Here is a 26,459-nt window from a genome sequence, read left to right as displayed (position 1 = left end):
AGATAAGCCAGTAACCAGCTGAGCGAGGTACCATGTTCGGCGGGACGGGAGAGGTGACATGGGGAACATGGTGGAGACCGCGACGTCGGAGCTGGCGCGGGGCGTGGATGAACTCCGCCGGGTCGATGCGCAGCTGACGCGGCGGCTCGTCGCGCAGCGGCAGCCGAACGAGACGGATCGCGCGGCCCTGCGGTACATCTCGGCCGCGCCCGCCGAGCAACCCGTCACGCCGGGCGCGCTCGCGGCGCACCTCGGGGTCAGCACCGCCGCCGTCACCTCGGTGATCCGTCGCCTCGCCGACCGCGACATGATCGTCGTCGCGCCGCATCCGGACGATGCGCGTTCGAAGATCCTCCGTCCGTCGTCCCGGGATGCGTCCTCGCCGGCGGACGACATCTCGCGGCGCATCGAACGCCTCGAGAGCGAGTTCTCTCCGGAGCAGGTCGAGGTCATCGCACGGTTCCTCCGACGCCTGACGGAGGAGCTCTCGGAGTCCGAGTGACTCGGATTTCCATTTAGCTAGCTAAACTAGTAATCTAACTTCCATAACATCTCTTTCACGAGGAGGGGTCATGGGACAGCTCAGCTACGCAGGTGAGGCGCAACGGTTCGAACTCGACGACGAGGTGCTCGCGCATCTGCGGCTCGTCACGGTCACGAAGCTGCGCCGAGGGGAGTCGTTTCCGCTGACCGTGCCGACGTGTCGCGGAACCTCCGAGACCCTGTGGGTCCACGCGTCGATCCCGATCCGGTTCGAGGTCCGTGACGACATCGAGCTCCAGCGTCCGCTCCTCGTCAAGATGATGGCGGCGGCGAGCACGTCGACCGGCCTCGACCTCACCGACCTGGAGCTCGCTCCGTCGGGCCTCGCGCCGCGGATGCACGCGGTCGCCTGACCCTCAGCCCGCCTCCCCGCCGGTCGCACTCTCGGGCAAAGCTGTGCGACGGACGAGGTGAGGTGCGAGGCGACGCGACCGGGGGGTTGACGCGTCGCCGCACACGACATCCGGCCACCGGGATTCGGGTTCCCGCTGGCCGGATGTCTGTGGATCAGAGAGCCGTGTAGCCGCCGTCCACGAGGTGGTAGCTGCCGGTGATGAAGCTCGCCGCGTCGCTGGCCAGGAAGGCGACGAGGTTCGCGACCTCATCCGCCTGGCCGAGACGACCGATCGGGTGCTTGCTCACGAGGAAGTCCTTCGCCTCGGGGCCCATGTTCGCCAGCAGCGGGGTGTCGATGAAGCCGGGACCGACCGAGTTCACGCGCACGCCCTGAGCGGAGTACTCGAGTGCTGCCGACTTGGTCATGCCGACCACGCCGTGCTTGGCCGTGACGTAGGCGGGCGAGCCCGCGAAGCCGACGCTGCCGAGGATCGACGCGATGTTGACGACCGAACCGCCGCCGTTCGCGAGGATGGACGGGATCTGCGCCTTCATGTTGCGGAACACCGCGTTGAGGTTGATCGCGATCACCTTGTCCCAGGCGTCGTCCTCGTATTCGGCGGTGGGAGCGCTGGCGCCGCCGATGCCCGCGTTGTTGACGCCGATGCGCAGCGGAGCGAGGGTGTTCGCGAGCTCGACGGAGGAGGCGATCCAGGTGGCGTCGGTCGCGTCTCCGACCGAGGCCTCTGCAGTGCCGCCCGCGGCGCGGATCTCCTCGACGACCGCGTTCGCATGCTCCGCGTTCAGGTCGTTCACGACCACAGCCGCGCCGTTCTTCGCCAGCAGGAGGGCGGTCGAGCGCCCGATCCCGCTGCCTGCTCCCGTCACGATCGCCGAGCGGTTCGAGACGTCGTACTGAGCCACGAGAGACTCCACTTCCGAACGGGCGCGGTGCCGGGAGATCTTCTCGGACGGTCCGTCCTTCCTCCAGCCTACGCCTCGGATCGAGGGGTAGATTCAGGTGAATAGATGTCAGAATCGCGATGAAATCGGACTAAGTCCGATGTAAAGCGCGAAGCCCACTCCCTCACCGAACCGCCTCACGAAGGGGCTGATTCGATCATACGGATGGGGTCGGACATCTCGCCTCAGGGAGCTCTGAATCCCCATGGCGCGCATCTCGGCGACCCAGCGCTCCCCGATCGGCCAAGCAGGACAGCTCTAGCGTCGAAGTTCGTAACCCTGTTCGTTAAGGAGGTTGATTGCGATCTCGAGCAGCGTCCCAATGAACTCGATGAGGTCTGCGATCAACTCCTCGTCTGGTTCGTACAGAGTCCTGCCCATCTGAGGTGTAGATGGGCGCGTCTCGATCGCGTGGCGCAGAGTGGTGATGAACTGCCCGTGCGCGTGGGCCGAAGTTATCGCCCAATAGTTGAAGGTCCGCAACGTGGGGCCTGGAACGCGACTCGCAATCTTCCTTGTGATCGAGGAGGGATCGATCAATGGCGCACTGAGAACGTCCTCTGGATCGGACCCGAGGTTGGTCGCGGTGGTCCTAAGGAAACGCCCCAGCGCGGCTATTCCTTGTTCCGTTCTGTCATCTGGTGTTTGAGCTTTGCGCAGAGCGTTCGTCAGCTTCAGCCCGTGCCTGTACTCGATGCGGGCGATCTCGAGCGCCCTGCGGACTCGAGGAATCGGTGCCGTCCAGGATCCAGATGAGCTCCGCGAGCCCCTCCAAGACAGGACGGAACAAGGTGTAGTCAGCCTGCATATGAAGGAGCAACACGTTCTCCTCGGGGCTAGCGGCAAGCTCCGCCCAGGCGGATACGTGGTCCGCAGCGGTGAGGACGAGCCCGGAGACTATGGCATGAGGGATGACGATGTTTCCTGCGAGGGCTTGATCTTCCTCCGCCATTGACCCCTTTCGAACCGTGGGCACTCCACTCTTGATCGCCGCCGCGAAGTCCCGGAATCCTTCGACAGCACCGCCGAGAGTCTGCAATGTGGAACGCTTTGGCATAGCACTGAGAGTACGGGTGGATCGAGCGTCATCTGATAATCCGAGAATCGCGGACTGCCGTCCTGGGGCGGTTCTATTTCTTAACGCGGTAGCCGAGCCTTTTCACGGCTTTCGCGAGGTACACGTTCGCACTGGATGAGTCCAGTCGGGTGTGCACCAACGGCAGCGGCGGGAACGAGCCCTCGGCGGACGAGAACAGCGTCACCATCGGGCCGAAGTCGATCGATGACACATGGTAGAGCCCGTCGATGCTCGACCCAAGCTGGTCATGGATCGCATTCGCCCAGTTCCGCGTGTATCGCTTAGGCCCCATCTGGATCGAAGAGGTCGTCCCGTTGATCACGGGCCAGTTGCTGGTGAGATCCAGTAACCGAAGCTCACGCGTCGGCCGCCAAGCCGCGAGGGTGTTTCCACGAACGCGCCGATTGATTAGTCGGCCCTTCTGAAACACCTCGCCGAGAGCTGTTGTAGATCCGGCAGCTGCGTACGTCACGCCATAATCGGCATGGTGCTGCTGCGGCTCGGGATGCGGGTCAAAGCGCATGGTTCTGATCGGCCCGAAGTGCCGTAGCTCATCCCACGCCTGTGGGTGAGCACCTCTCGTAGCGAAGACCCGCCAGAGGATCCCATCGAATGATCTCAGGTGCTCACTCGCGTCGAGTGTGAGCGGCGCCGGGGGTGTTGCGGGGACTTTCGCGTTCGACGGGCTCACGTGATGTCGGCGTCTTCGAGGATGTCCACTACGGGTGCAGGATCCTTCGCGGCAGCCAGCCACTCGATCGGCGTCATCCATTCCTGGGGGTCGACAGACTCATCGCTCGACCGCAAGTCGTCTTGAGGTGTTGTCATGAAGCCTTCGACGTCGGCCGGATCCCAGTCGGACGGGATCGCTCGGACGAGCAGCGGGAGGTGGGGGATCGTCGAGACCCTATCGCCGGAAATGAACTGCCATCGAGGGTAGAGGCGGATCCTTCCTGCCCGGAAGCCGTACAAGGTGTTCTTGCTCTGGCGGTGACGCACACTGGAGGCATCGATGCCGAGGAGCGCTGCGACCTCGGATGCGGTGTAGGTGTTGGTTAGGGCGCGCACGTGAGTCTCGCGCTCGAGCTTGGCGATCCCACCGCTGGTGACGAATGCGGCTGCCTCGGCGAGCTCCTCCGGAGTGAAATCGCCAGACTCGATCAGGAAGTTGGCTTCCTGCTCTGTGAGGCCCAGCTCGGTCGATTGACGGTCGGTCATGGCATCGGCGAGCTCGTCGATGAGTGCGTTGAACACGGATACGTCGACGTTTGACGTCTTCGCCACCTGCGCAAGGCGCTCGACACCGGCTTGTACGTCGGTCTTTGCGGGGGCCTTGGTCGCCACGACGAGCTTCGGGTTCCCGTTGAGGAATCGACCTGTCACTGTGCCGCGGTTCACAGTCGCCTCGCGAGCGGAGGCGGCACGAGTGCGACTTTTCTTCACGGCCATCTTGCCTCCTCGTGTCGTCATCTGGTTAGCGCGTACACGCAATATCTTACGCGCGCTTTTGCGTGTATGCACCCCCGCGAGGTGACGAGGTGAGAGCGGTCAAGAGCTCCCTGGCCCGGGAGCAGCGGCGTTGAAGGAGACCTGTCGTCCGCGCGTTCGAGGCGGCACCCCAACTCTTCGCCACCTTCCTCCCCGGCGCAACGCTTTCAACGCTCAGTAATCAGTGCGGATGTCGTTGGCTTACGCTTGAATGCTTGCGTGGGAAAGAGCAAGAAAACTCGGAGAAGCAAGCGGTCTCGATCTCAACCGCGGGCGGTGAGCGCCGCGCGACGGGAGCCCGACGCACTCGAACTGGCCTTTTCAGCGTACGATCCGGACGAGCTCTGGACGCTGATTTTCGCCGCCGCCACGTCCCCCGGCAACAGGCATCGGTCGGTGACATTGGGGAGCAGCTTCGCGGCTGCGCTACGAGCCTCCGCCGCTCCGGCGCCAGACGAATACCAGCCGCTGCCTTCGATCCAAGCACTGTCCGATCTAGCGGCTACCACCTATGGGATCGGCCCGGCGCGTGAAGATTTCATCCCCACCGACCCGACTCGAACTGTCTTCCTCGCGGTCGGCTCTGAGCCGCTGCGCGCGGTGCCTGGCCTCACCGAACGGCCGGTCGCCGACCTCACGCGTGCGCTCAGAATGGCGGAAGCGGTAGACGGTCGGCTTCACAGACGATTTCAATTCGGCATCGCAAACGTGGTGAACGTGGCGATGAAGTACGGCGACTTCTGCGCCCGCCACCTTGCAGACGCATGGGTACCAGCCCCGGACCTCGCGCTCAACGACGAGGTCTCCCTGCCGGACGCGGAGTACGAAGCGACGCGGGCCCTCCTCAACCTGAACCCGCTCGACCACATCGAACTCGGTGAAGCTGATGAAAGGGCGTTGGAATGGATGACGAACTCCGCAAGTCGGGCCACGTTCGACGCGGAGAGTCTCTCCAGCCCGTTCGGGAGGTACCTTCGCTTCGCTGACTCGGCGGGTGCACATCGATGGGTGCCGCCACTTTTCATCCCAGAGATCATGGCCCATGCCGTACGAGAACTGGTGTCTGCGCTCGACCGGGACGGGCAAGCACGACGAGCCCTCCGGAGTTCTTGCCTGAACCAGATTCGCCAGTCCCTATGGCGCTTTTCCAACAGCTTGATCGAAGCTCCTCCCAACAGCGAAGGCCTCGATTCCCCGCTTCGCGGGATTGACGTTCAGTGGTTGGTGCCGGTGAACCCGTCCACTTTCATCGCCGTCTCAGTCATCTACGTCCCCGACCTGGGGGCCGCGCCGGCGCCATACATCGGCTCAGTGGAGCTGGCGAAACAGGTGAGGTCGCAATCAGACCCTGTGCCGGTGCGGATGGCGGGCGGGCGACGAGGAACCGTCAGGCCGGGCGCGGAGGTCATCCCGTTGACGGTGTTCGCTGCGCCCGGTCACATCGCTGTGCCGCAGGCGGTCGGCGAAGCAAAACTCGCGCTCGAAGACCTGACCTGGATCGCGGAAACGGCTACGTCCGACGATGATCTCTACGCATTCACGCGGGACCTGAGCGCTCCCGATTTCCCTGAGAGTTTCGGATGGGAAGCGATCAACTACTGGGAGCCATGGAAAGCCAATGGCAAGTCTTTTTTCAAGGGTGGCGTGGTACCCAATGCCGTCTACTTTGAAGCGCACGCGGGCGAGGCCGAGTGGGATCGAGCGGTAGAGCTATCGGATCTCGAAGTGGCGCTCCTCAGGGTTGGGCTTCCCCCGATTCGAGACCTCCGAGCGGCAGAAGTCGCCCCGGGGCCCGTCGCAAACGTCGCGATGATCGCAGGTGACCCCATGTACGACGCCACCCGCGGTGTCAACATCGCGCCGAGTGTTGACGGGTGGTCTCTCGCTCTCACCGAACCTCCCGTTGCCGTGGCACGGGCGAGCCTGGAGGAAGCATCTGCCGACCACCGACGGTTCTTCTTCGACTTCTGCGGCGGGCTAATCTACGGCTTCGCTGCGCTTGGTGATCGATGGCGTTTCGCGCACCAGGAGATCGATGTGCCCGGATACGTCCTCTACCTCCACGCATCGGAAACGGTCTCGGGTGAACCGCCCGGTGTGGTCACGCCGTATCTCGACCCGCACGCGCGTGCCGTCGACGAACCAGTCAACTTCTTGTGGCGCATCGATGTCGAGGGATTCGCAGACTCGGCGAATGGAGATCCGCACGCGGCGAATCTCCTAACAGCGGATGCAGTGTTCGATCTGCTCCGCGCGGGCGGCATGGATATCGACACCGGAGCGGCGCTCCGCGACCAGTGGCGCACAGCGAGACCCTTTCTCATCTTGGAGATGAAGCAGGCCCGGACCACTCTCAATCACCTGCCTGATCCGTGGCGTCTACGACCCTCTGATGAGAGCCGCATGGTTGCGGCTTTGGGACGACGACTCCACGACGCCGGCGTTCAACCGGGAGAGTACCGAGCGGACGACGCGAATCGACTCATCCGCGAGCATCTTGCGCCCCTTGCTCTCGAGACCCTGACTGAAGGAATCAAGAGACACGACGTGAGCGAGGTGGTGCTCACGGGGATGGAGCAGCTGGCGAGGGTGATGGACAGTGCCATTCATCAGCAAGACGATCTATCCCGAGTCGCAGCGAATCTCGCGACCGAATGGGATCCGCTCACCCGCACGGCCGAGCTCTCGGCGGAGACACTTCAGCTTCGTCAGTGTAACGAGATCGTGGTGGAGGCTGCCTTGCGCATCCTGGGCAATCCGGCGGCGGTGAAGCCGATCACTCCTCAGGAGTGGAGCGGTCTTCTTGCCGCCGCAGATGCGTACCTCACCGCGACCACGCTGAGTGAGCGGATGTATCACCAAGTCGCGCCCGCAGTCATCAACCTCAGCCCGATGTACGAGCTGGCAGTTGACGACGATCCGCATCCCGACGCATCGGCGTGGGGCCTGCGAAACGACGAACTGACCCGTGCAGCTGCGAGCGTCCGATTGCACGGCACTCAAGACGACGACTCGCTGCAACAGGCGAACGAAGAAGACGACGTCGAAGATGCGTTCCAGCCGGCATGGGGAGCGACGTCGCAGGACATGCTCGCCGCACTCGCCACCCTCGCAAAGTGGGAAACGTTCGAGCCAAGCAGGACGACCGCGCACGTCACCGTGGCCGAGGCAACAGCATGGGTCTGTGACGCGCTGGGCCCGGACGCGGATGAGTCGCAGAGAACGCGTGTTGACGCCGCTATTCGGATGCTCACCAGCACGGCCGTCCAGATGCAAGCCGTGGAGTGGAAACCCTGGCAAACGCGCACACGGCGTCACCGGCTCCTCGTGCAACCGCTGGTGCAAGACTCGGACGGACGACTCATTATCAGCCCGCAGTACTTACTGACGTCCTTCCAGGTCTACTACCGCCACCTCCTCCAAGGAGTTCTTCCCTGGGCGGGAGACGTTCCCCAGCCTGTCAGCAACGCGCTTGCGGATCGCCGTGCGCGCCGCAATATTCGGTTCGAAAGATTCCTTCAAGACCGGCTAGAGGAACTCGGCTACACCACGGTCGCCCGCGTGAAACCCAACGACCACGCGCGACTCGGCGTGCCGATTCTCACGACCGAAGTTGACCTCGTGTGCGGACGCCCTGGCGATAGCACCATCTGGTTAATCGAGGCGAAGGATCCTGCGTCGGTGCACGGATTCGCTGAGACGGCACGCCAACTGCGCACCTTCTTCCGGGACCAGGTAGGAGACCGCGGGGCCAAGCCCTGCTACGCCACGCAGCTAGCCCGCAAGGAGAGCGAACTAGCGCCCCACGTCGCGAGCATTGCGACGCGCCTCGGACTCGGGGACCCGCCTGAAGGCGAGCAGTTTCGCCTGAGCACGCTCTTCGTAACCCGAAATCTCACTCCGGCAAACTACGTCGACGAGCGGTATCGGGTTGAGACGGCGACGGAGTTTCTCGCAGCTCGAGGCCAAACGCCGTAGGTGACATGCGAGAGCGGCGGCGCGCACGAATTCACGTCCCCAGCAGGAGCTCTATCGCCACTTCTGAGCCTCGATGATCCGAGCCAGGGTCTCCGCGTCGCCGCCGCGCCTGAACCATTCCACAGGGCTCTGGTGCCCGTCGGTGACCATGATCGACTGGGGCGTCGCCATGAGAGCCGATACCGACACCCATCCTTTGTCTTTCACAATGTCGATGATCTCGGTCAGGTGCGGCAGGATTTTTCCTGGCGACGAGAGACTGAACTGCCACGACGGAAACCGTCTGGAGTGGGCAACATCGACGGCGTACAACTCGCCACGATCGGCGGCGGCGAAGAGCGAGTCCTCGTCCATACTCAAGAAGGCAGCGGCTGCGGACGCGGACATGGTTTGAAGCACGCCCGTCAGAAGGGTGCTCGCTTCGCTCGCCAGAAGACCGCCGCGAGCAACCCGAGTCGATGTCTTCTCGAACGACTCGGGCGTGAAGGCCTTGGACCGGGTGAGATAGCTGATCTCCTGCGGCGTCAGCTCTTCCTGGTCCGCGATCGGTCGCTCTGCGAGCAGCTGGTCAGTCAGCGCTCGAACGATGAAGTCCCCGTCGGCGTTCAACCGAGCGACGGCGTCAGTGAACGCCGCGATCACATCGGTGGATGGCTGTGCTTGCCAAGGGCGGGGCCGTGGCTGGCCATCGGTTTCATCCATGTGCGACAGCGTAGATGAGCCTTCACCGGAAGGGGAGGGTTCCCTGGGCATTGACGTCGAGGATCCGATCGGTTCAATGGCAGGCGGGCGGAGCTCAGGCCTCGCCCTACTCGGCTCAAATGTGCGCGCTGGTGATCGGATTGGGATCGTTTCTCGTCGCCGGGAGAACCCCGTACGGTCGAACGCGTTCGCTCGCCGGTTCAGCCGGATAGGCAGCAGCACTGGTACAGAATGTCTCTAATGCGCCTCATAGGCGTCGACGTTGACCCGGAGGGACTCTGTGGGCCACTACAACCTCAACCGAATGGGCTGGCAGCAGTTCGAGCACATGCTCCAAGCGCTTGCAAAGGCTGAGCTGGGCAATGGTGTCCGGCCGTTTGGGTCAGGTCGCGACGCGCAGCGCGACGCCACGTTCGACGGCCGCGTCGACTTCCCGGTCGGGGCGGGCGCGAAGTGGGATGGCTACGGCGTCATTCAAATGAAGTACAACGAGAAGCCTGTATCGACGACGGCTGACTGGCGTTGGTTCCTTGACGAGGTCCGCTCCGAGCTGCGTGGTTGGCTCGTAAAGAGGAGGGTCGGCGAGAAGACGCCGGAGTACCTGCTGTTCTCCACCAACGTTGTGCTGACGGGGACCAAAGACACGGGCGGCCGCGACCAGTTCGACCAGCTTCTTGCAGCCAACGCGGAAGATTTGGGGCTGCGTGGGTGGTACGTGTGGGACTACGACGAGATTCGCGTCATGCTCGACACCCACACGTCCATTCGACAGCGATACCTGGAGCAGATCGTCACCGGCGACTTTCTTGCGCAAGTCGCCGAACTGCTCCCGGAAAAGACAGCTCTCGAGGTGGACCGGCTTGCTGGGCATGCAGTCGCCGAGCTCATCAACAGGCAATGGGTTCGAACGGGCGACGCGGGGTACAACGACGCGTCGAAGGTGAGGCTCGCGGACATCGCTATCGATTTGCCGTTCACTGCGGAGGCGCGCGCGGGCGAGGAGGGCCACCTGCGGTTGATGACCGCGGCCGAGACGGTGCAAATCGGAGACCTCCACTTGTCGACCGTCTCAGGGCGGGGGCCTCGCGGGGTGGTCATCGTTGGAGGCCCAGGTCAGGGCAAGAGCACGATCGCCCAAGTGATCGCCCACACGTATCGTGTCGCCTTCCTCGCTGACACAAACGTCGCGGAGTACGGCGAGAGGGCGCAGCTCGCCTTCGATGGCCTCGACGCACGGCTCAGAAAGGCGGGAATCCCGAACCCGCAGAAACGTCGGTGGCCGTTCGTGATCGAGCTGGCAAAGGCGGGGGCCGCAATCGCATCCTCCCCGTCGACGTTTTCATTGCTCACCTACATTGCAGATTCCATCCTGATTCGGGGGAAGAAGTCGGACCCAGGGGCGTTGCTGGACTGGTTGCGCACCTGGCCGTCATGCCTCGTGCTCGACGGCCTTGACGAGGTGCCTGACGCGAAGATCCGCAGCCGGCTCATCGAGGCCGTCACAGCGCTAGTGAGCGAGCTCAGCTCTGAGAAGGCGGACGTGCTCTTCGTCGCCACAACACGCCCACAGGGATACCGGCGGGAGTTCGACGATGCGTTTCCCTGCACGCAGATCATCCTGTCTGAACTCACCGAGACAGAAGCGATTAGCTACTCGGAAGCACTCACCGCGTTGCGGGCGGTCGACGATCCGGACCTCGCCGAGCAGGTTGCACAAAGGCTCATCACGGCCGTCCATGAACGAGTGACGCAACGACTGATGACCACACCGTTGCAGGTGACGATCATGACTGCTCTCGCTGAAGAAGCAGTCGACCTTCCGACGGATCGATTCGAGCTGTTCGACCGGTACTATCGCGTCGTCTACGACCGTGAACTGGCGAAAAGTGAAGCCTTCACGGAACTGAAGTCGCTGCGCCCACACATCGACCATCTTCACGAACAGGCCGGGCTCAAGCTGCAAGCAAGAACTGAGCGACCAGGTAACTCGGACGCTATCCTCACGAAAGCCGAGATCTCCCGTATCCTATGCCGCCGGCTGAGCGCGGCTGGGTTCGAAGAGAGTGAATCGGAGTCGATCGCGACGACTCTCCTCAAACTGTCGACGGAGCGACTGGTCATGCTCGTCTCCCCGAAGACATCGAAGTATGAGTTCGAGGTGCGATCGCTGCAGGAATACATGGCGGCTCGCGCGATCACCGATGGTGACGAACAGGTCGTCTTGCAGAACCTGCGCGAACTCGTTCCATCAAGTCACTGGCGCAACACGTGGCTGCTCGCGGCGGGCCGCCTGCTGAAGCGTCGAGAGCACCTCATCGATGACCTCATCAACATCGTCGTTCAATACGACACTCAAGCCGCCGAGTCGCCGATCACAGCCCTCGGCGCGAGCCTCGCCGGCGACCTCTACCTCGACAACTTCGGGATCGAGTTCCCGGCGACACGACGCAAACTCCTCAGCGCCGCTGTGAACCAATTCGCAGATCTCGCTGATGGCATGCCGGCCGGCGTTGCGAACCTTCTGGCGACTGCGTTGGAGCAAGGCGAGCGAGAGCAGGCCATCGTGCTTGAAGCCCTGCACGAGCTCAGCCGCGAGAACCCTGCAAACCTCGCCACCCGCGCATTGAGCGACAATAGTGCCGGTATGTCAGATCTCGCCAAGCAGGCACGAACGACCTTGACCGAGGGGCGGAAATACATCAGACCCGAACCCGGACCGATCCACGCTGATGCGGCGATCCTCGCACGCGCTCTCGCCCGGGCATCCAACCCGACGGCGGAGGTCCTCCTCCTTGTCGAGCAACTGCAGACGCCTGGTGCTGTCTGGCGGGGACGTTCGCTCGGAGTCTCGGTCGACATGCTGATTGCTCTTGAGCGGGATGCCGCTCGTCCCGCCCTTGCAGCTGCTGCGAAGAGCTTGTCGCAGAGCAGTCCGGCAAGCGCAGCCCTCAGTATCGAGCTACTTCGGTTGCACGCCGCGTCGAAGCTTCGCGGCGACATGTTCGCGAAGTAGTCGCGTCTCAGTCCCGCACGTTTCGAGCACCGGCACGTCTGAGGGGGTCGCAAGGTTCGGCAACTAGAATCCTGGCATGACCGCTCAGCCTGCACCGAAGCCTCGGGTCGGAGCTGCGCTCAATCGTGGTGCGGCCGAAGAGCTGGCGCGGACGCTGAGGGCGGTCGCTGATCCGACTCGTCTCCAGATTTTGAGTATCGTGCTGGGCTCGGCTGATGAACGGGCGACCGTAGGTCAACTGACGGAGGCGCTGGGGCTGCGGCAGCCGACAGTGACCCATCACGTCCGCATTCTCTTGGACGACGGGTTCCTGGCACGTGAGCAGGACGGCAAGCTCGGCTGGCTCTCCGTGCACCCGACGCGCCGCAGCGCCGTTGAGGATTTTCTGCGGTGAGCGAGGAGTCGCAGCACCGAGTGGGAAGCCCTCTCGGCGAGCGTGCTGCCCGGGAGCGCGCAGGTCAAGTGTCGGTTCTCGGTAACCCCGACACGCTCCGTGTTCTCAGCGTGCTTGCTTCCGGTATCAAAGCGCCGGACATAGCGGTTGTGCTGAATGCCGATCTCTCGGTCGTCGAGCAAGCAATCCACTCGCTGGAGCTCGTCGATCTCATCCGCAGCGATGACGATGTCTGGGTGCCGACCGTCGATGCCTGGGTCCGTTTCGGGAGACTGCTGTTGAGTGAGTCGATTGAGCCGACAACCCCCGAGGCTCCCGTCACGGCTCTCCCACGCGCTGTGGCCACCGTCGTTGACGACCTCTCTTACAGATTCAGTTCAACCTTCAGCCGCGAGACAGTGGCCGGTTATGTCGCCCAAAGCTACCTGTTGCTGAGCCAGCGAACGCGAGTGCGTGAGCACCTGTTGACGATGACCGCTCGGTACGCGGCCGACCGCTTGGACGCACTGGCGACTAGTCAGGGCCTGGTTCTCCGTGACACTCCTGAGGTCCTGTTTGTGTGCGTTCAGAACGCGGGGCGGTCGCAGATGGCTGGAGCCCTGCTACGTCATCTTTCGGGCGGCCGGGTGCACGTGCGTACCGCAGGTTCCTCACCGGCGGAGGGTGCACACCCTCGTGTTGCCGCTGCGCTCGAGGAAGTGGGCGTGGAGCTGTGGGGAGAGTTCCCGAAACCGCTGACCGATGAAGTGGTGCGTGCCGCCGACTACGTCATCACGATGGGGTGTGGGGATGCGTGCCCCGTCTTCCCTGGGCGCCGCTACATGGAGTGGGATCTACCGGATCCGTTGGAGCTCGACCAAGACGGTCTTCGTGGCGTTCGAGACGACATTCGCGCCCGGGTGCTACAACTCCTGGTCGAGCTCAAAGTGGAGCCTCAGGACGCGAGCCGGTAGCCGGCGACTCGCACCGTCTCGATGAGGGCTTGTGCGGGGGCGAAAGTCGCCAGCCGTGCGCGCAGCTTCGTCATGGCGACGCGAACAGAGGCGTGCGGATCCTCAAGGTCGGAGCCGAAGGCGAGGGCGAGTGTGTCAATGCTCACGCTCTCCGGGTACGCGCGCATGATCTGATGCAGGAGTTCGAATTCGCGCGGAGGAAGCAACAGCGCATGCTTCTGCCAACGGAGGCTGCGGTGCGTGATGTCGAGGGTCAGTTCCCCGAATCGGAGGGTGCGGTCCAGCGGCCCTGTCCGTGGGTGCAAGCGGGCCAATTCACGCAATCGGTCGGGGGTGATGGGGAGGCGGATGGTGCCACGCATTCCTGCCCGCATCGCGGCTTCAATCATCGACGTCTCCGTGTCTTCGCTCACCCCGAAGAAGATCGGTCCTCCGCACACCGGCTCGGCGATCTGCACGATGGCCGCCAGCCGGTCAACTGACTCCCCGCCGGCGAGGACGAGCGACGCCTCGTAGTCGTGGGCCAAGTCTGCCAGCGCATCGACGATCTCAGCGTGCACCGCTATCGGGACGCCTGCATGCCTGAACTCAGCGAAGCTTCCACGAAGGATCTCCGAACTGCGTCCGTGCAGAACGAACCGCGGGTCACCACCAGACGGGGAGGTCATCCGAATCGTCCGCTGATGTAGTCCTCCGTGCGCTGGTCTTGCGGCTGCTCGAAGATGTTGCGGGTGAGGTCGTACTCGACGAGCACGCCGGTGCGGTCACCGGTGCTTTCGTCGGCGAGGGCGGTGAAGAATGCGGTGCGATCGGCCACGCGTGCTGCCTGCTGCATGTTGTGGGTGACGATGATGATCGTGTAGTCCTTGCGGAGCTCGTGCATGAGGTCTTCGATCCGAGACGTGGCGATCGGGTCAAGGGCGGAGCAGGGCTCGTCCATCAGGATCACGTCGGGTTGCACGGCGATCGTCCGCGCGATGCACAGGCGCTGCTGTTGACCACCGGAGAGACCGAACGCGGATTGTTTGAGCTTGTCCCTCACCTCGCCCCAGAGCGCGGAGCGGGTCAGTGCCTCTTCGACGAGGTCGTCCATGTTGTCGACTTTCATCCCGGTGACCCGGGGGCCGTAGGCGATGTTGTCGTAGATCGATTTCGGGAACGGGTTGGGCTTTTGGAACACCATGCCGATCCGCCGACGAACCTCGATCGGATCCACGGCCTTGGCATAGATGTCCTCGTCTTGGAAGAGGACGGTGCCCTCCACGCGGGCACCATCGACGAGGTCGTTCATACGGTTCAGGGAGCGCAACAGCGTTGATTTTCCGCAGCCGGAGGGTCCGATTAGCGCGGTGATCTCGTTACGCCCGAACTCGAGGTTGACGCCGGTCACGGCCCGGAAGTCGCCGTAGTACACATTGACGTCTTCGCAGCGGATCAGGCCACTGGGGGTGGCGGCGAGCCGTCGTGTTTCTGCGGCATGGAAGTTCGTGTGCGTCGCTGTCGCGGCGCTGCCTGTGGGAGTGCTCATGGTTACCACCGTTTCTGGAACTTGTTGCGGATGAAGATCGCGAGAGCGTTCATCAGGATGAGGACGGCGAGCAGCAGGATGCTGGTGGCGCCGGCGAGTTCGTGGAACCCTTCTTGCGGGCGGCCGGTCCAGTTGAAGATCTGGATCGGCAGCGTGGTGTAGCCACTGAGGAGCCCGTTCGGGTCGAAGGTGATGTACACCAGCGCGCCGAGCACGAGCAGCGGGGCGGCCTCCCCGAGTGCGCGGGAGAGCGCGAGGATGGAGCCGGTCGCGATCCCGGGAACGGATGCGGGGAGCACCTGTCTCCACGTCGTCTGCCATTGGGTGGCGCCGAGTGCGAGGGATCCGTCGCGAATCTCTCGCGGGACCGCGCGCAGTGCTTCTCTGGTCGCGATGATGATCACCGGCAGGATGAGCAGCGTCAGGGCGAACGCCCCGCCGATGACGATGTTTTTGTTGGTGACGCCGAGCATCGAGAGGAAGGCGAGCGCGAGCAGCCCGTACACGATCGAGGGCACTGCGGCGAGGTTCTGCACGTTGAGTTCGATGAACCGGTTGAACCACCGCTTCCGGTCGGCGAACTCTTCCAGGTGCACGGCGGCGGCGATCCCGAGCGGGAGTGTCATCACGGCGGTCGCACCGATGGCCCACACGGATCCGAGGATGGCGGGCCGGGCTCCGGCCTCGTCAGGGTCGGCGGAGGGGAAGTTGAACAGCAGCGCCGTGGAGAGCTTGTTCTGCCCGGTGAGGAAGATCGTGATCAGCAGTGTGATGAGCACCGCGAATGCGACGAACAGGGAGAGCCACAGCAGCACAAGGAACGCGAGTGCGCTCGGTCGCATCTCACCGTTGCGGCCGGTCGCGATGGGGGCCGAGGCGCGCAACGGTTGCGTCGCGGTCGTCGAGGTGGGGGACATCAGTAGGCCTCCCGGAAGCGGCGGACGAATCGGATGCTGATGAAGTTGATCAGCAGGGTGATGAGGAACAGCAGCAGCCCGACCGCGAACAACGTGTTGTATTCGAGGCTCCCGACACGGGAGTCGCCGAGGGCGGCGTTGGCGATGAATCCCGTCATCGTCTGCCCCTGATCGAGCGGGTTGGTGACGAGCTGTGCTTGGTTGCCGGCGGCGATGGCGACGATCATGGTTTCGCCGACCGCTCGGGAGATGCCCAGCACGACGGCCGCGACGATCCCGGACAGGGCGGCGGGGAACACGACACGGAGGGTGGTCTGCATCCGGTTCGCTCCGAGCGCGGCGCTGCCCTGGCGGAGCGCCTGCGGGACAGCGGACATGGCGTCTTCTGCGATCGACGCGATCGTCGGGATGATCATCACACCCATAACGAGGCCCGCCGCGAGGACACTGAACGCCCCGGTCGGAAGGTGGAGCCAGTCCCGCAGGACGGTGCCTTGCACGAACTGCAGGGCGAAGAATCCGTAGACGACCGTGGGGATGCCAGCGAGGATCTCGAGCAAGGGCTTGAGGACCTTGCGGACGCGGGGGCGGGCGTACTCGGCGAGCAGCGTTGCAGCCCCGAGCCCGAACGGCACCGCCACGAGCAGCGCGATGAGCGTGGTCCACAACGTCGCGGTGACCAGGGGCAGCACGCCGAACGATGCGTCGGCGAAGCGCGGCGCCCACCGGGTGCCGAACAGGAACTCCAGGACCGGGACCTCGGCGAAGAAGCTCAGCGACGGGATAAGCAGCGCGATGAGGATCCCTACCGTCGTCACGACGGTGACGGCTGCAGCCAGGCGCAGGGCGAGCTTGATGAGGAACTCGCCGGGGCGGCGGCGGCCGGCGAAGCTGCTGGCGGGGGCAGGGGCCCGGCCGGAAGCCGGACCCCCACGCCGTTCAATGATGGCGGTCATGGAGAGTGCGGTGCTCAGCCGAGCGAGGCGAGCTCGTCGGTGGCGATGGTGACCTGCTCCTCGGTCAGCGGCACGAACAGTGCACGCTCAGCGATCTCCGCGGAGTTGGCGACGTAGAAGTCGATGAACGACTTCACCTGCTCCTTGTCGACGTACGAAGCGTTGTTGACGTAGATGAACAGGGGGCGACCCAGCGGCGTGTAGGTGCCGTCCTGCACGGTCTCGGTGCTCGGCAGGACGCCGTCGACGGCGACTGCCTTGATGACGCCTTCGTTCTCCTCAACGTAGCTGAGACCGAGGAACCCGATTGCGCCGACGTCTCCGGCGACACCCTGGATGGTGATGTTGTCATCTTCGGAGGGGCTGTAGTCGGTGCGGATCGCACCGTCCTCGCCGTTGATCGCCTCGGTGAAATAGTCGAACGTTCCTGAGTCGGTGCCGGCGCCGAAGAGCGTGATGGCCTGGTCGGGGAAACTGGAATCGACCTGATTCCAGTTCGTGATCTCGCCTTCCGCTTCGGGACCCCAGATCAGGTTGAGCTGCTCGACGGTCAAGTCCTCCGCCCAGTCATTCTCCGGGTTCACGATGACCGACAGGCCATCGTTGGCGGCGATGATCTCGGTGTACTCGATGCCAGCGGCCTCGCACTCGGCGGCCTCCTCGTCCTTGATCGGACGTGACGCGTTGGACACATCCGTTTCACCGGCGCAGAACGTCTTGAAGCCACCACCGGTTCCCGACGTCGCGACCGAGACGTTCACGCCGCTCTCCTCGTCGCGGAACAGATCGGCGGCGGCCTCAGTCAGCGGGGCGACGGTCGATGAACCGTCGGTGTTCACCGAACCGGTCAGTCCGCCTCCGCTCGCGCCGGATCCAGAGGTGTCGCCACCAGAGGACTGCCCGCCGCACCCGCTCAGGGCTAGTGCCCCGATCACGACCAATGCGGTGGACGCGAAGATCTTTGCTGTGGACTTTCGCACGTGTGCTTCCTTCATCTCAGGTATTCGAGGGATGAAGCAGTCAAATCGCCGCTTCACATAGATGCTTGTCTATCCGACGTAGTTATAGAAGGCTATCTATATGAACGCGGGGTGAACGGGGGCGAAAGGGTTCGTTGATCTTCCCGCCCGGGTGTCGGATCGTGCCGTGATCGACGCGATGATCAGGTGCGCGGACGTCGCGCGCGTCAGTGAGGCTTCGCAGGCGGCGAGGTCTCGACAGAAAGGACTCACATGCACCTGGTCGTGATCGGGGGAAGTGACGCAGGAATCTCCGCGGCGCTCCGTGCCCGAGAGGTGGACGAATCCGCTGATGTGACGGTCGTCGTTGCCGATGCATACCCGAACTTCTCGATCTGTGGCATCCCTTACTACTTCTCGCGGGAGGTGCAACCGTGGCAGTCGCTCGCACATCGCACGCTTGCCGATCTGGAAGCGGCCGGTCTCCAGGTGCGCACCAACACGCTCGCGACGGGCATCAGCGTCAATGCCCGCACACTCACCGTGCGGAACAACGGTGGAGCGGAGTCCGCCATTCCTTACGATGCGCTCGTCGTCGGGACGGGCGCATCCGCCTCGACGGCGGGTATCCACGGGACCGACCGGCTCGGGCCTGCGGACGGGGTGCATACGCTCCACACGATGGGTGACACCTTCGCTCTTGAGAACTACCTCGATGAGCATCAACCGTCGACGGCAATCATCATCGGCGCGGGGTACGTCGGCCTCGAGATGGCCGAAGCGCTCACCATCCGCGGGCTCCAGGTCACGCAGCTGCAACGCGGACCCCAGGTGCTCTCCACCCTCGACACGGAACTCGGAGCGCTCGTGCGCGACGAGCTCGACCGCAACGGCGTCACGGTGGAAACGGGCATGCAGGTGCACGATATCGGCCGCGACAGCGGGCTCCTCGCGGTCCAGGGCACCCGCGACGGTGCCCCGTTCGTGCGTCGCGCCGAGCTGGTCCTCGTCGTGGTGGGTGTGCGCCCCAATGTGGAGCTCCTCACCGGAATCGGGGCACGAACCGGAGCCGGCGGCGCCGTCATCGTGGACGAACGGATGCAGACAGGGATCCCGCAGATCTGGGCGGGCGGGGACGGTGTGATCACCCGTCATCGCCTTCTCGGCGACACGTATCTTCCGCTCGGCACGACCGCGCACAAACAAGGGCGAGTCGCGGGCGCGAACGCGGTCGGCGCCGATGCGCGATTCCACGGCAGCCTGGGAACCCAGGTCGTGAAGGTGTTCGACCTGGTGGCTGCCCGCACGGGCCTTCGAGATCACGAAGCCGAAACCGCGGGGCATCGACCGCACAGCCACACCGTCACTGCCGACGACCACAAGCGCTACTACCCCGGTGCCACCCCCATCCACATCCGCGTGACCGGAGACTTCGAATCGGGGCGTCTCCTCGGCGCGCAACTGCTCGGATCGCGCAGCGCCGAGATATCCAAGCGCGTCGATACGTTCGCGACAGCACTGCACCACAGCATGTCCGTAGACGCGATCAGCGACCTCGACCTGTCCTATACCCCGCCGCTCGGCTCCCCCTGGGATGCGGTGCAGATCGCTACCCAAGCGTGGAGCACGTCAACCCGCGCAGCGGGATCAACGACCCCTGTCCACGCCGGTGCGTCTCGCAGCTCGGAGGCGGGCGGCATTGACCGGGCGGCGAGATCAGGTGAAGCGGGCGAAAATGAGTGAAAGCCCGGCGAACCCGACAGCAACCCATGCCATGGCGGAGTACGACCCCGTCGCCACCGCGATGAGCGGGCCGAGTGCGGGACCGACCGCACCGATCGCCGTGATCGGTGCGGCGAAGACACCATTGATCGAGCCGTAGTTCCGCGTGCCCCACCGGTCAGCGACGGCAGAGCCCTGCACGAGCGTCTGTGCACCGCGCACGGCTCCGACCCCCACGCCGATACTGATGAGCAGCCACGGCGGCCCAGGCACGATCGCGAGCAGAGCAAGCCCGATGACGCTCAGCCCCGCCGTCGCCGCCAACGCCACCCAGGGTGCGGCGGCGTGTGGGATGGCGACATACAGCAGTCGGCCGATCACCTGGCCGGCGCCGAGCAGCCCCAGCGCCCAAGCGGCGACCTCGTACGTCATCCCCTTCTCAGTGAACAGAGGAATGATCGCGAGTGTGACGCTGAACAGCGCCGCCGCCAAGGTGAGCATCGACGCCTCAAGCATCCAGAAGCGCCGCGTGCGCACCACGCTCGCCACCGTATGGTGATCGGCCGACGCATCATGGACGACGGGCGGCCAGGACGACTCGAGAAAGAACCAGTGCAGCGGTGTGGTCGTCACCACGAGGACGACGGCGAGGACAAGAAACACCGACCGCCAATCCATCACCGTCAGCAACACGGCGACGATAGGAGCGAAGACGGTCGACGCCAATCCTCCCGCGAGGGTGAGGATCGTCATCGCACCCCGGCGGCGGTCTCCATACCGGCGAGCGATCACCGTGAACGCGGCCTGGTACAACACCGCGGCCTGCGCGGTCCCCGCCACGATCCACCCCGCCGTGAACACGACAAGATTCGGCGCGGCCGCGACGATGACCAGCCCACCCGCACCGACAATGCTTCCCACGGTCATGATCATCCGAGGCCCACGCTCGTCGAGCCAGCGCCCGACAACGACGCCCGCGATCGCCGACGCAGCGAGTCCACCCGAGAACGACAACGTCACCAGCGCCACGGGCCACCCTGTCGCGTCCGCGATCGCGGGCGAGGCGACGATCAACGCATAGAACAGAACCCCCCAGCTGATGACCTGCCCCAGCGACAGCGCGACAAGCCGCCCCCCGAACCGGGAGCCCGGGGCCCGGGCCGTCACACCGAACGCAGGGTGTCCGCGGCGGCGTCCAGCGCCCCGTCGGTGATCGCGAAGTATGCCCACTTCCCTCGCTGCTCGCGGGTGACAAGCCCCGCGTCGGCGAGCAACTTCATGTGGTGCGACACCGTGCCCTGCGACAGTCCGACCGGCGCGGTGAGGTCGCAGATGCACGCCTCCCCACCGTCACCGGCGGCAATCAGCGACAACAGGCGCACCCGTGTCGGATCCCCGAGCGCTTTGAACACCCGTGCGACGCGCTCCGCGTCCTCGACCGTGATCGCTGCTGTCACCCGAGGGGCGCAGCAGGACGTCGAGGTGTCGAGGGTGGCAGGAAGACTCATGACACCAGTATCGCACGCATTGACAAACTTCGATAGGAGGAGCAGGCTATTCATATTGAAGTTTTTCGATTTGAGGAGATGTGATGAACGAGCTTCCCGTCGTAGTCATCGGCGCCGGCCCCCAAGGGCTTGCTGCGGCCGCCCACCTGACGGAGCGTGGCATCGCCGTGACGGTCGTTGAGCGAGGCGATGAGCCAGCTGCTGCGGTGTCCGAGTGGGGGCATGTGCGCCTGTTCTCCAGCTGGCCGGAACTCACCGACACGGCCGCCCGGCGTCTGCTGGAGCCGACCGGGTGGACCGCACCGCACTCGGGCTACCCCACGGGAGCCGAATGGGTCGCCGGCTACCTGGACCCGCTCGCCCGCGTCTTCGGTGACCGCGTCGTCTACTCGACGACCGTCACCGGTGTCGCCCGCAAGGGCCGGGATCTGATGGTCGACAGCGGCCGTAAGGGGCAGCCGTTCATCGTGCATACCCGGGACACGCAGGGGGCAGAAGGGCGGATCTCCGCGCGCGCCGTCATCGACGCCAGCGGCACATGGACGCTCCCGAACCCTGCCGGGGCGGACGGGCTGCCCGCGCTCGGCGAGCGGGCCGCGGTCGCGGCCTCACGGATCTCGTACCGCATCCCGGAGGATGTCTCCGCGTGTGCGGGGCAGCACCTGGTCGTGATCGGTGCCGGGCACTCCGCAGTGCATGCCGTCCTCCGGCTGAGCGAGCTGGCGCGCAGAACCCCAGGCACCCGGGTGACGTGGCTGCTGCGTCGCGGTACGACGGGCAACGTCTTGGGTGGTGGAGCGGGCGATGAACTGCCCGAGCGTGCAGCTCTGGGCACCCGAGCGCGCAAGGTGATCGAAGCCGGTGTTGTCGAGGTGGTGACGGGCTTCCGCGTCGCCGAGTTCCACGACGAGGCGGCGGGGCTGCGCATCGTCGCGGAGAACGGCAAGGAGGTCGACGGGGTGTCCCGCGTGTTCGCGCTGACCGGATTCCGCCCCGATGTGAGCATCCTGTCGGAGATGCGCATCGACCTGGATGCGTCCTTGGAGGCGGTCGCCGGGATCGCGGAAGAGATCAATCCGAACGTCCACTCCTGCGGATCGATCGGCGCCACCGGGGCCCGCGACCTCACCCAGCCCGAGCCGGACTTCTTCATCGTCGGCGCGAAAAGCTACGGGCGCGCCCCCACCTTCCTCGCTCTCACCGGGTTCGAGCAGGTTCGCAGCGTCGCCGCCCACCTCGCGGGCGACCATGCAGGCGCCGAGCGCAATGAGCTCGTCCTTCCCGACACCGGCGTCTGCGGCGGATCCGGAGACTTCGACGGGGCCGGCAGCAGCTGCTGCGCAGCGCCCGTCATCCAGCTCGAGCCCACCCGCGTCGCCGTCGGCTGACCGGCCGCTCGAACCACCACCCAGCGCCCCGCGGGGCGCAATCAACCCAAGGAGTACTCACATGGCCAACCAGCTGATCGAGAAGAACGTCACGATCGAAGACCCCCGCGACGGCACCCCGCTCGCCGTCACCATCCAGCTCGAGCTGGATCTGTCCGACTGTGCATGCACGCCGCGCACGCCCTCCCTGGGCAACCCAGTTGGATACGGCTCCAAGTAGACCTGGACGTCGAACCTCGGCCCCGCGAAGGGGAGCTCTTCCACCTCGGGCGAGCTCCCCTTCTGCATGTATCGCGGGACATCTGCCGTGAGTGGCTTATGGGGAGAACAGCGTCCGCACGCGGGGAATCACTCGTCTGTACGTCTGACGGACTTCCCCGTACGCGCTGACGAGTTCGAGGTCGGGCTGAATTTCTTGTCCTGTCCCCACCATGGCAGTGATGGCGTCAGCCCAGGTGGGGTGCAGCCCCGTCCCGACGGCCGCGCAGATCGCTGCCCCCATACCAGCTGCGTCACGTACACGGGGTGTGCGCACGGGTACCCCATATACGGCAGCCAGGATGCGCAGCATGAGATCCGATTCGCTTCCACCGCCGGTGACGATGAGGGAACGACGGTCTCGCCCGAGCGCGCGGCGCGCACGGGCGTCAGCGCTCTCGGTCTCGATCGCGAGCGCCTCGAGGATCGCCCGATAGATGTGGAACCGTCCCTGCGTGCCGTCGAAGCCGACCAGCGCCCCGCGCCGCCACGGCTCATCCGCGGGCGCGAGCCAGTCCAGAGCAGCGACGAGGCCGCCCGCGCCAGCCGGGACGTTGTCGGCACCGCGGTTGAGGTCATCTTCCGACGTTGCCTCGATGGACCCGGATACGACGTCGCGGAACCAGCTGACCGTCCACATGCCGCGTCGCACTCCGGCGCTTTCGTAGAGGTATCCGCCGGGCTGTGACGAGAAGTTCGTCCACACGTCTGGATGCGGTGGCAGCGGACGATCCCCTGGCGTCATGGTCGCGACGTACGTGCCCAGGGACAACAATGCGTCCCCCTCGTCCTGGAGCCCTGCACCCAGGGCTTCGACGGCCTTGTCGTTCGACGTCGCGATCACGGGGATTCCCGCGGGCAGACCGAGCAGCAGTGCTACCTCGGAGGCGAGAGTGCCGAGTGCCTCGCCTGGAGCGACCAGGTCGAACAACATCTCCCGTCCCAGACCCACACGCTCATACTCGGCGGCATCCATGCTCCAGGCCCAGTGTGCAGTGTCGATAGGCCAGCTGCCCTGTACGTTGCCCGCGGCATCCTGGCGCTCTCCGGTGAGCTTGTGAGTGATGTACCCCGACGAAGTTGTGACGTACACCGCCTCGTCGGTTTCACGCTCGTACGCGCGCGGCAGACGCTCGTCCATCCAGCTCATGACCGGCTGGGCGAGCGATCCGTCAGCGCGCAGCACGGCCCGGCAGAAGCGGATCGTGCACAGGCCGATGCCGCGGATCTCGGCCGGATCCCCCGCGAAGTCGGCGACCGCGGCGCGCGTCGCGGCGACGATCGAGTCCCACAGGTCGTCGTCCGGATGCTCCCATCGACCCGGCGCGGGCGACGAATACGGCCGCAGCGCGACACGGGCGCTCGCGTGCACGGTCCCGTCGCCGTCGACGATCAGGACCTTCGTGCTCTGCGAGCCGTTGTCGATCGCGACGACGTACCCCGCCGCCGACGCGCTCACGCCCGCGTCGCCATCTCGGCCTCGGGCGTGGCGACGTCGTCCAGGGGATAGATGGTCCCGCGGTTCATGATCCCGCGCGGGTCGAGCCCGTCCTTGAGGGTGCGCAGCAGCCGGTAGGCGCTGCCGTGCTCCTCATGTGTCCACGGCGTGCGGTACTTGCCGATGCCGTGGTGGTGCACCATGGAGCCGCCGAGGCGCAGTGCCTCCTCCACGACGATCGCGTTGAGGGGCTCGTGGTACTCGGTGATCTCTTCGCGCGGCTCGCAGGCGATGTCGTAGTCGTAGACGAAGTACAAGTTGGTGCCGGTCTGGTAGCTGTGCGAGGAGTGCGCGCCGAGCATCCGCAGGTCCGCCGCGCGCGGGAACTCGGTGCGTGCGCGGCGCATGACGGACTCGAACAGTTCCTCGACGCCTGACCAGTCGATCGATACCTCGGTCGTGTAGCCGAGGCGCGCCTTCTCGAGCATCTCGCGCTTCTCGGCGTCGATCTTGTCCTGCCCCCAATTGAGGTTGTCGAACCAGTTCTCGATCAGTGCGGGGTCGACCTTCTCGTGCGGGATGCTGGCGAAGATTTCCTCGACGCCGGCGGCTGTGGCGTCGGCCACGCCCTTCGGTCCTTCGGCGACGACCACGACCACGGCCTTGCCGTCGGCGAAGTGCGAGAAGTGCTGCGCGGCGTCCTCCTCGGAGTACGCGCGTGCCACCGACGGGCGGTAGCCGGCGACGATGATCTCGCGGAGACCTGCCACGCCCGCCGGGAGCGAGTCGACGAGGTACCCGAGGAAACGATTGTTCTCCGGCTGGTAGGTGAACACCTTGACGGTGACCTCGGTGATGACGGCAAGCGCGCCCTCGTTGCCGATCATGATGTGGCGGATGTCGGGTCCGGCGGCGCGTCGCGGCACGTTCTTGATGCGTACGACCTCGCCGTCGGGCAGCACGGCTTCGAGCCCGATCACCATGTCCTCGATCCCGCCGTACAGCGTGGAGAACTGGCCGATGGACCGGGTCGCGACCAGTCCACCCATCTGCGCGAGCGGCTTCGACTGCGGTGAGTGCCCCGTCGTGAGGCCCTGCGCCCGAAGGGTGTCTTCGAGCAGCTGCAGCGGAACGCCGCACTGGGCCGTGACCATCATGTCGACGGGGTCGATGTCGAGGATCGCGTCCATTCGCGAGCCGTCGAGCACGATCGAATCCTCGACGATCGTCTCGAGTCCGCCCTCGGTCGCGGTGCGGCCGGTGCGGGGCACGACGTTGACGAGGTTCTCGTCCGCGAACGCGAGGATCGCCGACACGTCGGCGGTGGACCGCGCGTAGGCGATCGCGGAGGGGATCGGACCGTCGAAGATGCCGTGCACGGATGTGTACTTCTTGAAGCGGTCGACGCTCGCCTCGCGCAGCGCCTGCGCCTCGGTCTCGACCTGGTCGGTGCCGAGGATCTCCTGCAGTCGGGTGACGATCTCCTCACGTGAGAGAGCGGATCGTGAAGTGACCATGGGGAAGGTGTCCTGTTCGTTGAGGGTGTGGGGGCGCCGCGGTCAGCGCACCAGGTAACCGCCGTCGACGGACAGCACGTGCCCGTTGACGAAGTCGGAGGCGGGGCTCGCGAGGAAGACGGTCGCGCCCATGAGATCGGCGACGTCCCCCCACCTCCCCGCCGGCGTGTGGTCGACGATGCGCCGGTTCGCCTCCGCGTCCCCACGCGTCTCGGAGGTAATCGGGGTGGCGAAGTATCCCGGGGCGATCGCGTTGACCTGGATGCCGTGTCCGCCGAGCTCGTCGGCGTACGCCTTCGTGAGCCCGGCGATGCCGTGCTTGGTCGCGGCGTACGCGGGAGATCCGAGTCCCCCGAGGAACGAGAACAGCGAGGCGATGTTGATGATCTTGCCCGAGCCCTGCGGGATCATCCGCTTCGCGGCCTCGTGCGACATTTCGAACGCGGCGGTGAGGTTCACCGCGACCATGGGGTCCCACTGCACGCGCCCGAACTCGGTGACGTCGGCGATGCGGCTGATCCCGGCCGAGTTGACCAGAACGTCCACGCCCCCGAACGCCTCGACGCATGCGTCGATCACGCGCGCGGGTGCGCCCTCCGCCGTGATGTCGACGCGGAGTTCCCGGTAGCCGACACCCGCCTCGGCGAGGAGAGCTGCGGTCTCGCCGCCGTCGTCGAACAGCGTCGGAACGAACATGTCGGCACCCGCTTTGGCGAGAGCGAGGGTGAACGCCTGGCCGAGACCGGTGTTGCCCCCGGTGACGATCGCCCGCTTGCCCCGGAGGGAGAAGTGGTCGAGGGAGAAGTCGGTGATGTGCACG

23 protein-coding genes are annotated in these 26,459 nt (G+C 65.1%); 9 read left to right on the top strand and 14 right to left on the bottom strand.

What is annotated here, in order from left to right; translation table 11 throughout:
- Window positions 1-58: 58 nt before the first annotated feature.
- Together F6A08_RS17230 and F6A08_RS17225 are read left to right on the top strand one after the other, a co-directional pair.
- Window positions 59-502: a MarR family winged helix-turn-helix transcriptional regulator gene (locus F6A08_RS17230; RefSeq protein ID WP_151460110.1), complete on the top strand. Its 444-nt coding sequence runs from the start codon at window positions 59-61 to the stop codon at window positions 500-502.
- A 70-nt stretch (window positions 503-572) separates the two neighbouring features.
- The gene (locus F6A08_RS17225) at window positions 573-896 is read left to right on the top strand and encodes a DUF7882 family protein (protein WP_124894618.1); all 324 of its coding nucleotides are present in this window, start codon (window positions 573-575) and stop codon (window positions 894-896) included.
- A gap of 154 nt (window positions 897-1,050) precedes the next feature.
- Here the strand turns inward: F6A08_RS17225 and F6A08_RS17220 are convergent, their stop codons facing one another.
- From F6A08_RS17220 to F6A08_RS17210, 3 genes are all read right to left on the bottom strand, one after another.
- Window positions 1,051-1,803, bottom strand: coding sequence for an SDR family NAD(P)-dependent oxidoreductase (locus tag F6A08_RS17220; protein ID WP_017201980.1), 753 nt, complete (start codon window positions 1,801-1,803; stop codon window positions 1,051-1,053).
- A gap of 1,169 nt (window positions 1,804-2,972) precedes the next feature.
- Window positions 2,973-3,692, bottom strand: coding sequence for an RES domain-containing protein (locus F6A08_RS17215; RefSeq protein WP_083512992.1), 720 nt, complete (start codon window positions 3,690-3,692; stop codon window positions 2,973-2,975).
- Window positions 3,608-4,369, bottom strand: a complete 762-nt coding sequence (locus F6A08_RS17210) for a hypothetical protein (RefSeq protein WP_017201976.1) — start codon at window positions 4,367-4,369, stop codon at window positions 3,608-3,610. Before F6A08_RS17210 ends, F6A08_RS17215 begins: the two co-directional genes overlap by 85 nt.
- Window positions 4,370-4,627: 258 nt before the next feature.
- Between F6A08_RS17210 and F6A08_RS17205 the strand changes: the two genes are divergently transcribed.
- Window positions 4,628-8,386, top strand: a complete 3,759-nt coding sequence (locus F6A08_RS17205; protein WP_151460109.1) for a hypothetical protein — start codon at window positions 4,628-4,630, stop codon at window positions 8,384-8,386.
- A gap of 51 nt (window positions 8,387-8,437) precedes the next feature.
- Here F6A08_RS17205 and F6A08_RS17200 read toward each other — a convergent pair whose 3' ends face one another.
- On the bottom strand, window positions 8,438-9,088 hold the full coding sequence (locus tag F6A08_RS17200) for a hypothetical protein (protein WP_151460108.1): 651 nt from the start codon (window positions 9,086-9,088) through the stop codon (window positions 8,438-8,440).
- A 280-nt stretch (window positions 9,089-9,368) separates the two neighbouring features.
- Here F6A08_RS17200 and F6A08_RS17195 point away from each other — a divergent pair, with 280 nt between their 5' ends.
- The 3 genes from F6A08_RS17195 to F6A08_RS17185 all read left to right on the top strand — a co-directional run bounded on the left by F6A08_RS17195 (window position 9,369) and on the right by F6A08_RS17185 (window position 13,448).
- A complete protein-coding gene (locus tag F6A08_RS17195) occupies window positions 9,369-12,101 on the top strand; it encodes an NACHT domain-containing protein (RefSeq protein ID WP_151460107.1) in 2,733 nt (910 codons plus the stop codon).
- Between the two features lie 76 nt (window positions 12,102-12,177).
- The gene (locus F6A08_RS17190) at window positions 12,178-12,495 is read left to right on the top strand and encodes an ArsR/SmtB family transcription factor (RefSeq protein WP_040568244.1); all 318 of its coding nucleotides are present in this window, start codon (window positions 12,178-12,180) and stop codon (window positions 12,493-12,495) included.
- Window positions 12,492-13,448, top strand: coding sequence for an arsenate-mycothiol transferase ArsC (locus F6A08_RS17185; RefSeq protein ID WP_017201972.1), 957 nt, complete (start codon window positions 12,492-12,494; stop codon window positions 13,446-13,448). The genes F6A08_RS17190 and F6A08_RS17185 overlap by 4 nt, the downstream gene beginning before the upstream one ends.
- Here F6A08_RS17185 and F6A08_RS17180 read toward each other — a convergent pair.
- From F6A08_RS17180 to F6A08_RS17160, 5 genes are all read right to left on the bottom strand, one after another.
- Window positions 13,430-14,008, bottom strand: coding sequence for a winged helix-turn-helix domain-containing protein (locus F6A08_RS17180; RefSeq protein WP_017201971.1), 579 nt, complete (start codon window positions 14,006-14,008; stop codon window positions 13,430-13,432). The genes F6A08_RS17185 and F6A08_RS17180 overlap by 19 nt on opposite strands.
- A 104-nt stretch (window positions 14,009-14,112) precedes the next feature.
- On the bottom strand, window positions 14,113-14,886 hold the full coding sequence (gene pstB / locus F6A08_RS17175; RefSeq protein ID WP_225855885.1) for a phosphate ABC transporter ATP-binding protein PstB: 774 nt from the start codon (window positions 14,884-14,886) through the stop codon (window positions 14,113-14,115).
- Window positions 14,887-14,978: 92 nt separating this feature from the next.
- Window positions 14,979-15,893 (bottom strand): phosphate ABC transporter permease PstA, encoded by a 915-nt coding sequence (gene pstA / locus F6A08_RS17170; protein ID WP_017201969.1) that lies wholly within the window; start codon window positions 15,891-15,893, stop codon window positions 14,979-14,981.
- Window positions 15,893-16,849, bottom strand: coding sequence for a phosphate ABC transporter permease subunit PstC (gene pstC, locus F6A08_RS17165; RefSeq protein ID WP_017201968.1), 957 nt, complete (start codon window positions 16,847-16,849; stop codon window positions 15,893-15,895). Before pstC ends, pstA begins: the two co-directional genes overlap by 1 nt.
- A 14-nt stretch (window positions 16,850-16,863) precedes the next feature.
- Entirely contained in the window at window positions 16,864-17,829 is a 966-nt protein-coding gene (locus F6A08_RS17160; protein WP_026049689.1) for a PstS family phosphate ABC transporter substrate-binding protein, read from the bottom strand.
- A 252-nt stretch (window positions 17,830-18,081) separates the two neighbouring features.
- On the opposite strand from F6A08_RS17160, the gene F6A08_RS17155 reads away from it, so the two are divergent.
- Window positions 18,082-19,551 carry an FAD-dependent oxidoreductase gene (locus tag F6A08_RS17155; RefSeq protein ID WP_017201966.1) on the top strand — a complete coding sequence of 490 codons (1,470 nt, stop codon included), beginning with the start codon at window positions 18,082-18,084 and terminating at the stop codon, window positions 19,549-19,551.
- Here F6A08_RS17155 and F6A08_RS17150 read toward each other — a convergent pair.
- The gene (locus tag F6A08_RS17150; RefSeq protein ID WP_017201965.1) at window positions 19,525-20,697 is read right to left on the bottom strand and encodes an MFS transporter; all 1,173 of its coding nucleotides are present in this window, start codon (window positions 20,695-20,697) and stop codon (window positions 19,525-19,527) included. The genes F6A08_RS17155 and F6A08_RS17150 overlap by 27 nt on opposite strands.
- A complete protein-coding gene (locus F6A08_RS17145) occupies window positions 20,694-21,038 on the bottom strand; it encodes an ArsR/SmtB family transcription factor (RefSeq protein WP_017201964.1) in 345 nt (114 codons plus the stop codon). The genes F6A08_RS17150 and F6A08_RS17145 overlap by 4 nt, the downstream gene beginning before the upstream one ends.
- Window positions 21,039-21,121: 83 nt before the next feature.
- Here F6A08_RS17145 and F6A08_RS17140 point away from each other — a divergent pair, with 83 nt between their 5' ends.
- Entirely contained in the window at window positions 21,122-22,426 is a 1,305-nt protein-coding gene (locus F6A08_RS17140; RefSeq protein WP_151460106.1) for an FAD-dependent oxidoreductase, read from the top strand.
- A 61-nt stretch (window positions 22,427-22,487) separates the two neighbouring features.
- Window positions 22,488-22,646: a hypothetical protein gene (locus F6A08_RS17725; protein WP_017201962.1), complete on the top strand. Its 159-nt coding sequence runs from the start codon at window positions 22,488-22,490 to the stop codon at window positions 22,644-22,646.
- 96 nt (window positions 22,647-22,742) lie between these two features.
- Here the strand turns inward: F6A08_RS17725 and F6A08_RS17135 are convergent, their stop codons facing one another.
- The 3 genes from F6A08_RS17135 to F6A08_RS17125 are packed head-to-tail and all read right to left on the bottom strand — an operon-like array spanning window position 22,743 to window position 26,458.
- A complete protein-coding gene (locus F6A08_RS17135; protein ID WP_017201961.1) occupies window positions 22,743-24,143 on the bottom strand; it encodes an FGGY-family carbohydrate kinase in 1,401 nt (466 codons plus the stop codon).
- Window positions 24,140-25,639 carry an FAD-binding oxidoreductase gene (locus F6A08_RS17130; RefSeq protein WP_017201960.1) on the bottom strand — a complete coding sequence of 500 codons (1,500 nt, stop codon included), beginning with the start codon at window positions 25,637-25,639 and terminating at the stop codon, window positions 24,140-24,142. Before F6A08_RS17130 ends, F6A08_RS17135 begins: the two co-directional genes overlap by 4 nt.
- A 42-nt stretch (window positions 25,640-25,681) precedes the next feature.
- The gene (locus F6A08_RS17125; protein WP_017201959.1) at window positions 25,682-26,458 is read right to left on the bottom strand and encodes an SDR family oxidoreductase; all 777 of its coding nucleotides are present in this window, start codon (window positions 26,456-26,458) and stop codon (window positions 25,682-25,684) included.
- Window position 26,459 lies beyond the last annotated feature (1 nt).

The organism is Microbacterium algeriense, from assembly GCF_008868005.1.
GTDB classification, from domain to species: domain Bacteria; phylum Actinomycetota; class Actinomycetes; order Actinomycetales; family Microbacteriaceae; genus Microbacterium; species Microbacterium algeriense.
This window is presented reverse-complemented; position numbering and strand designations above follow the sequence as displayed.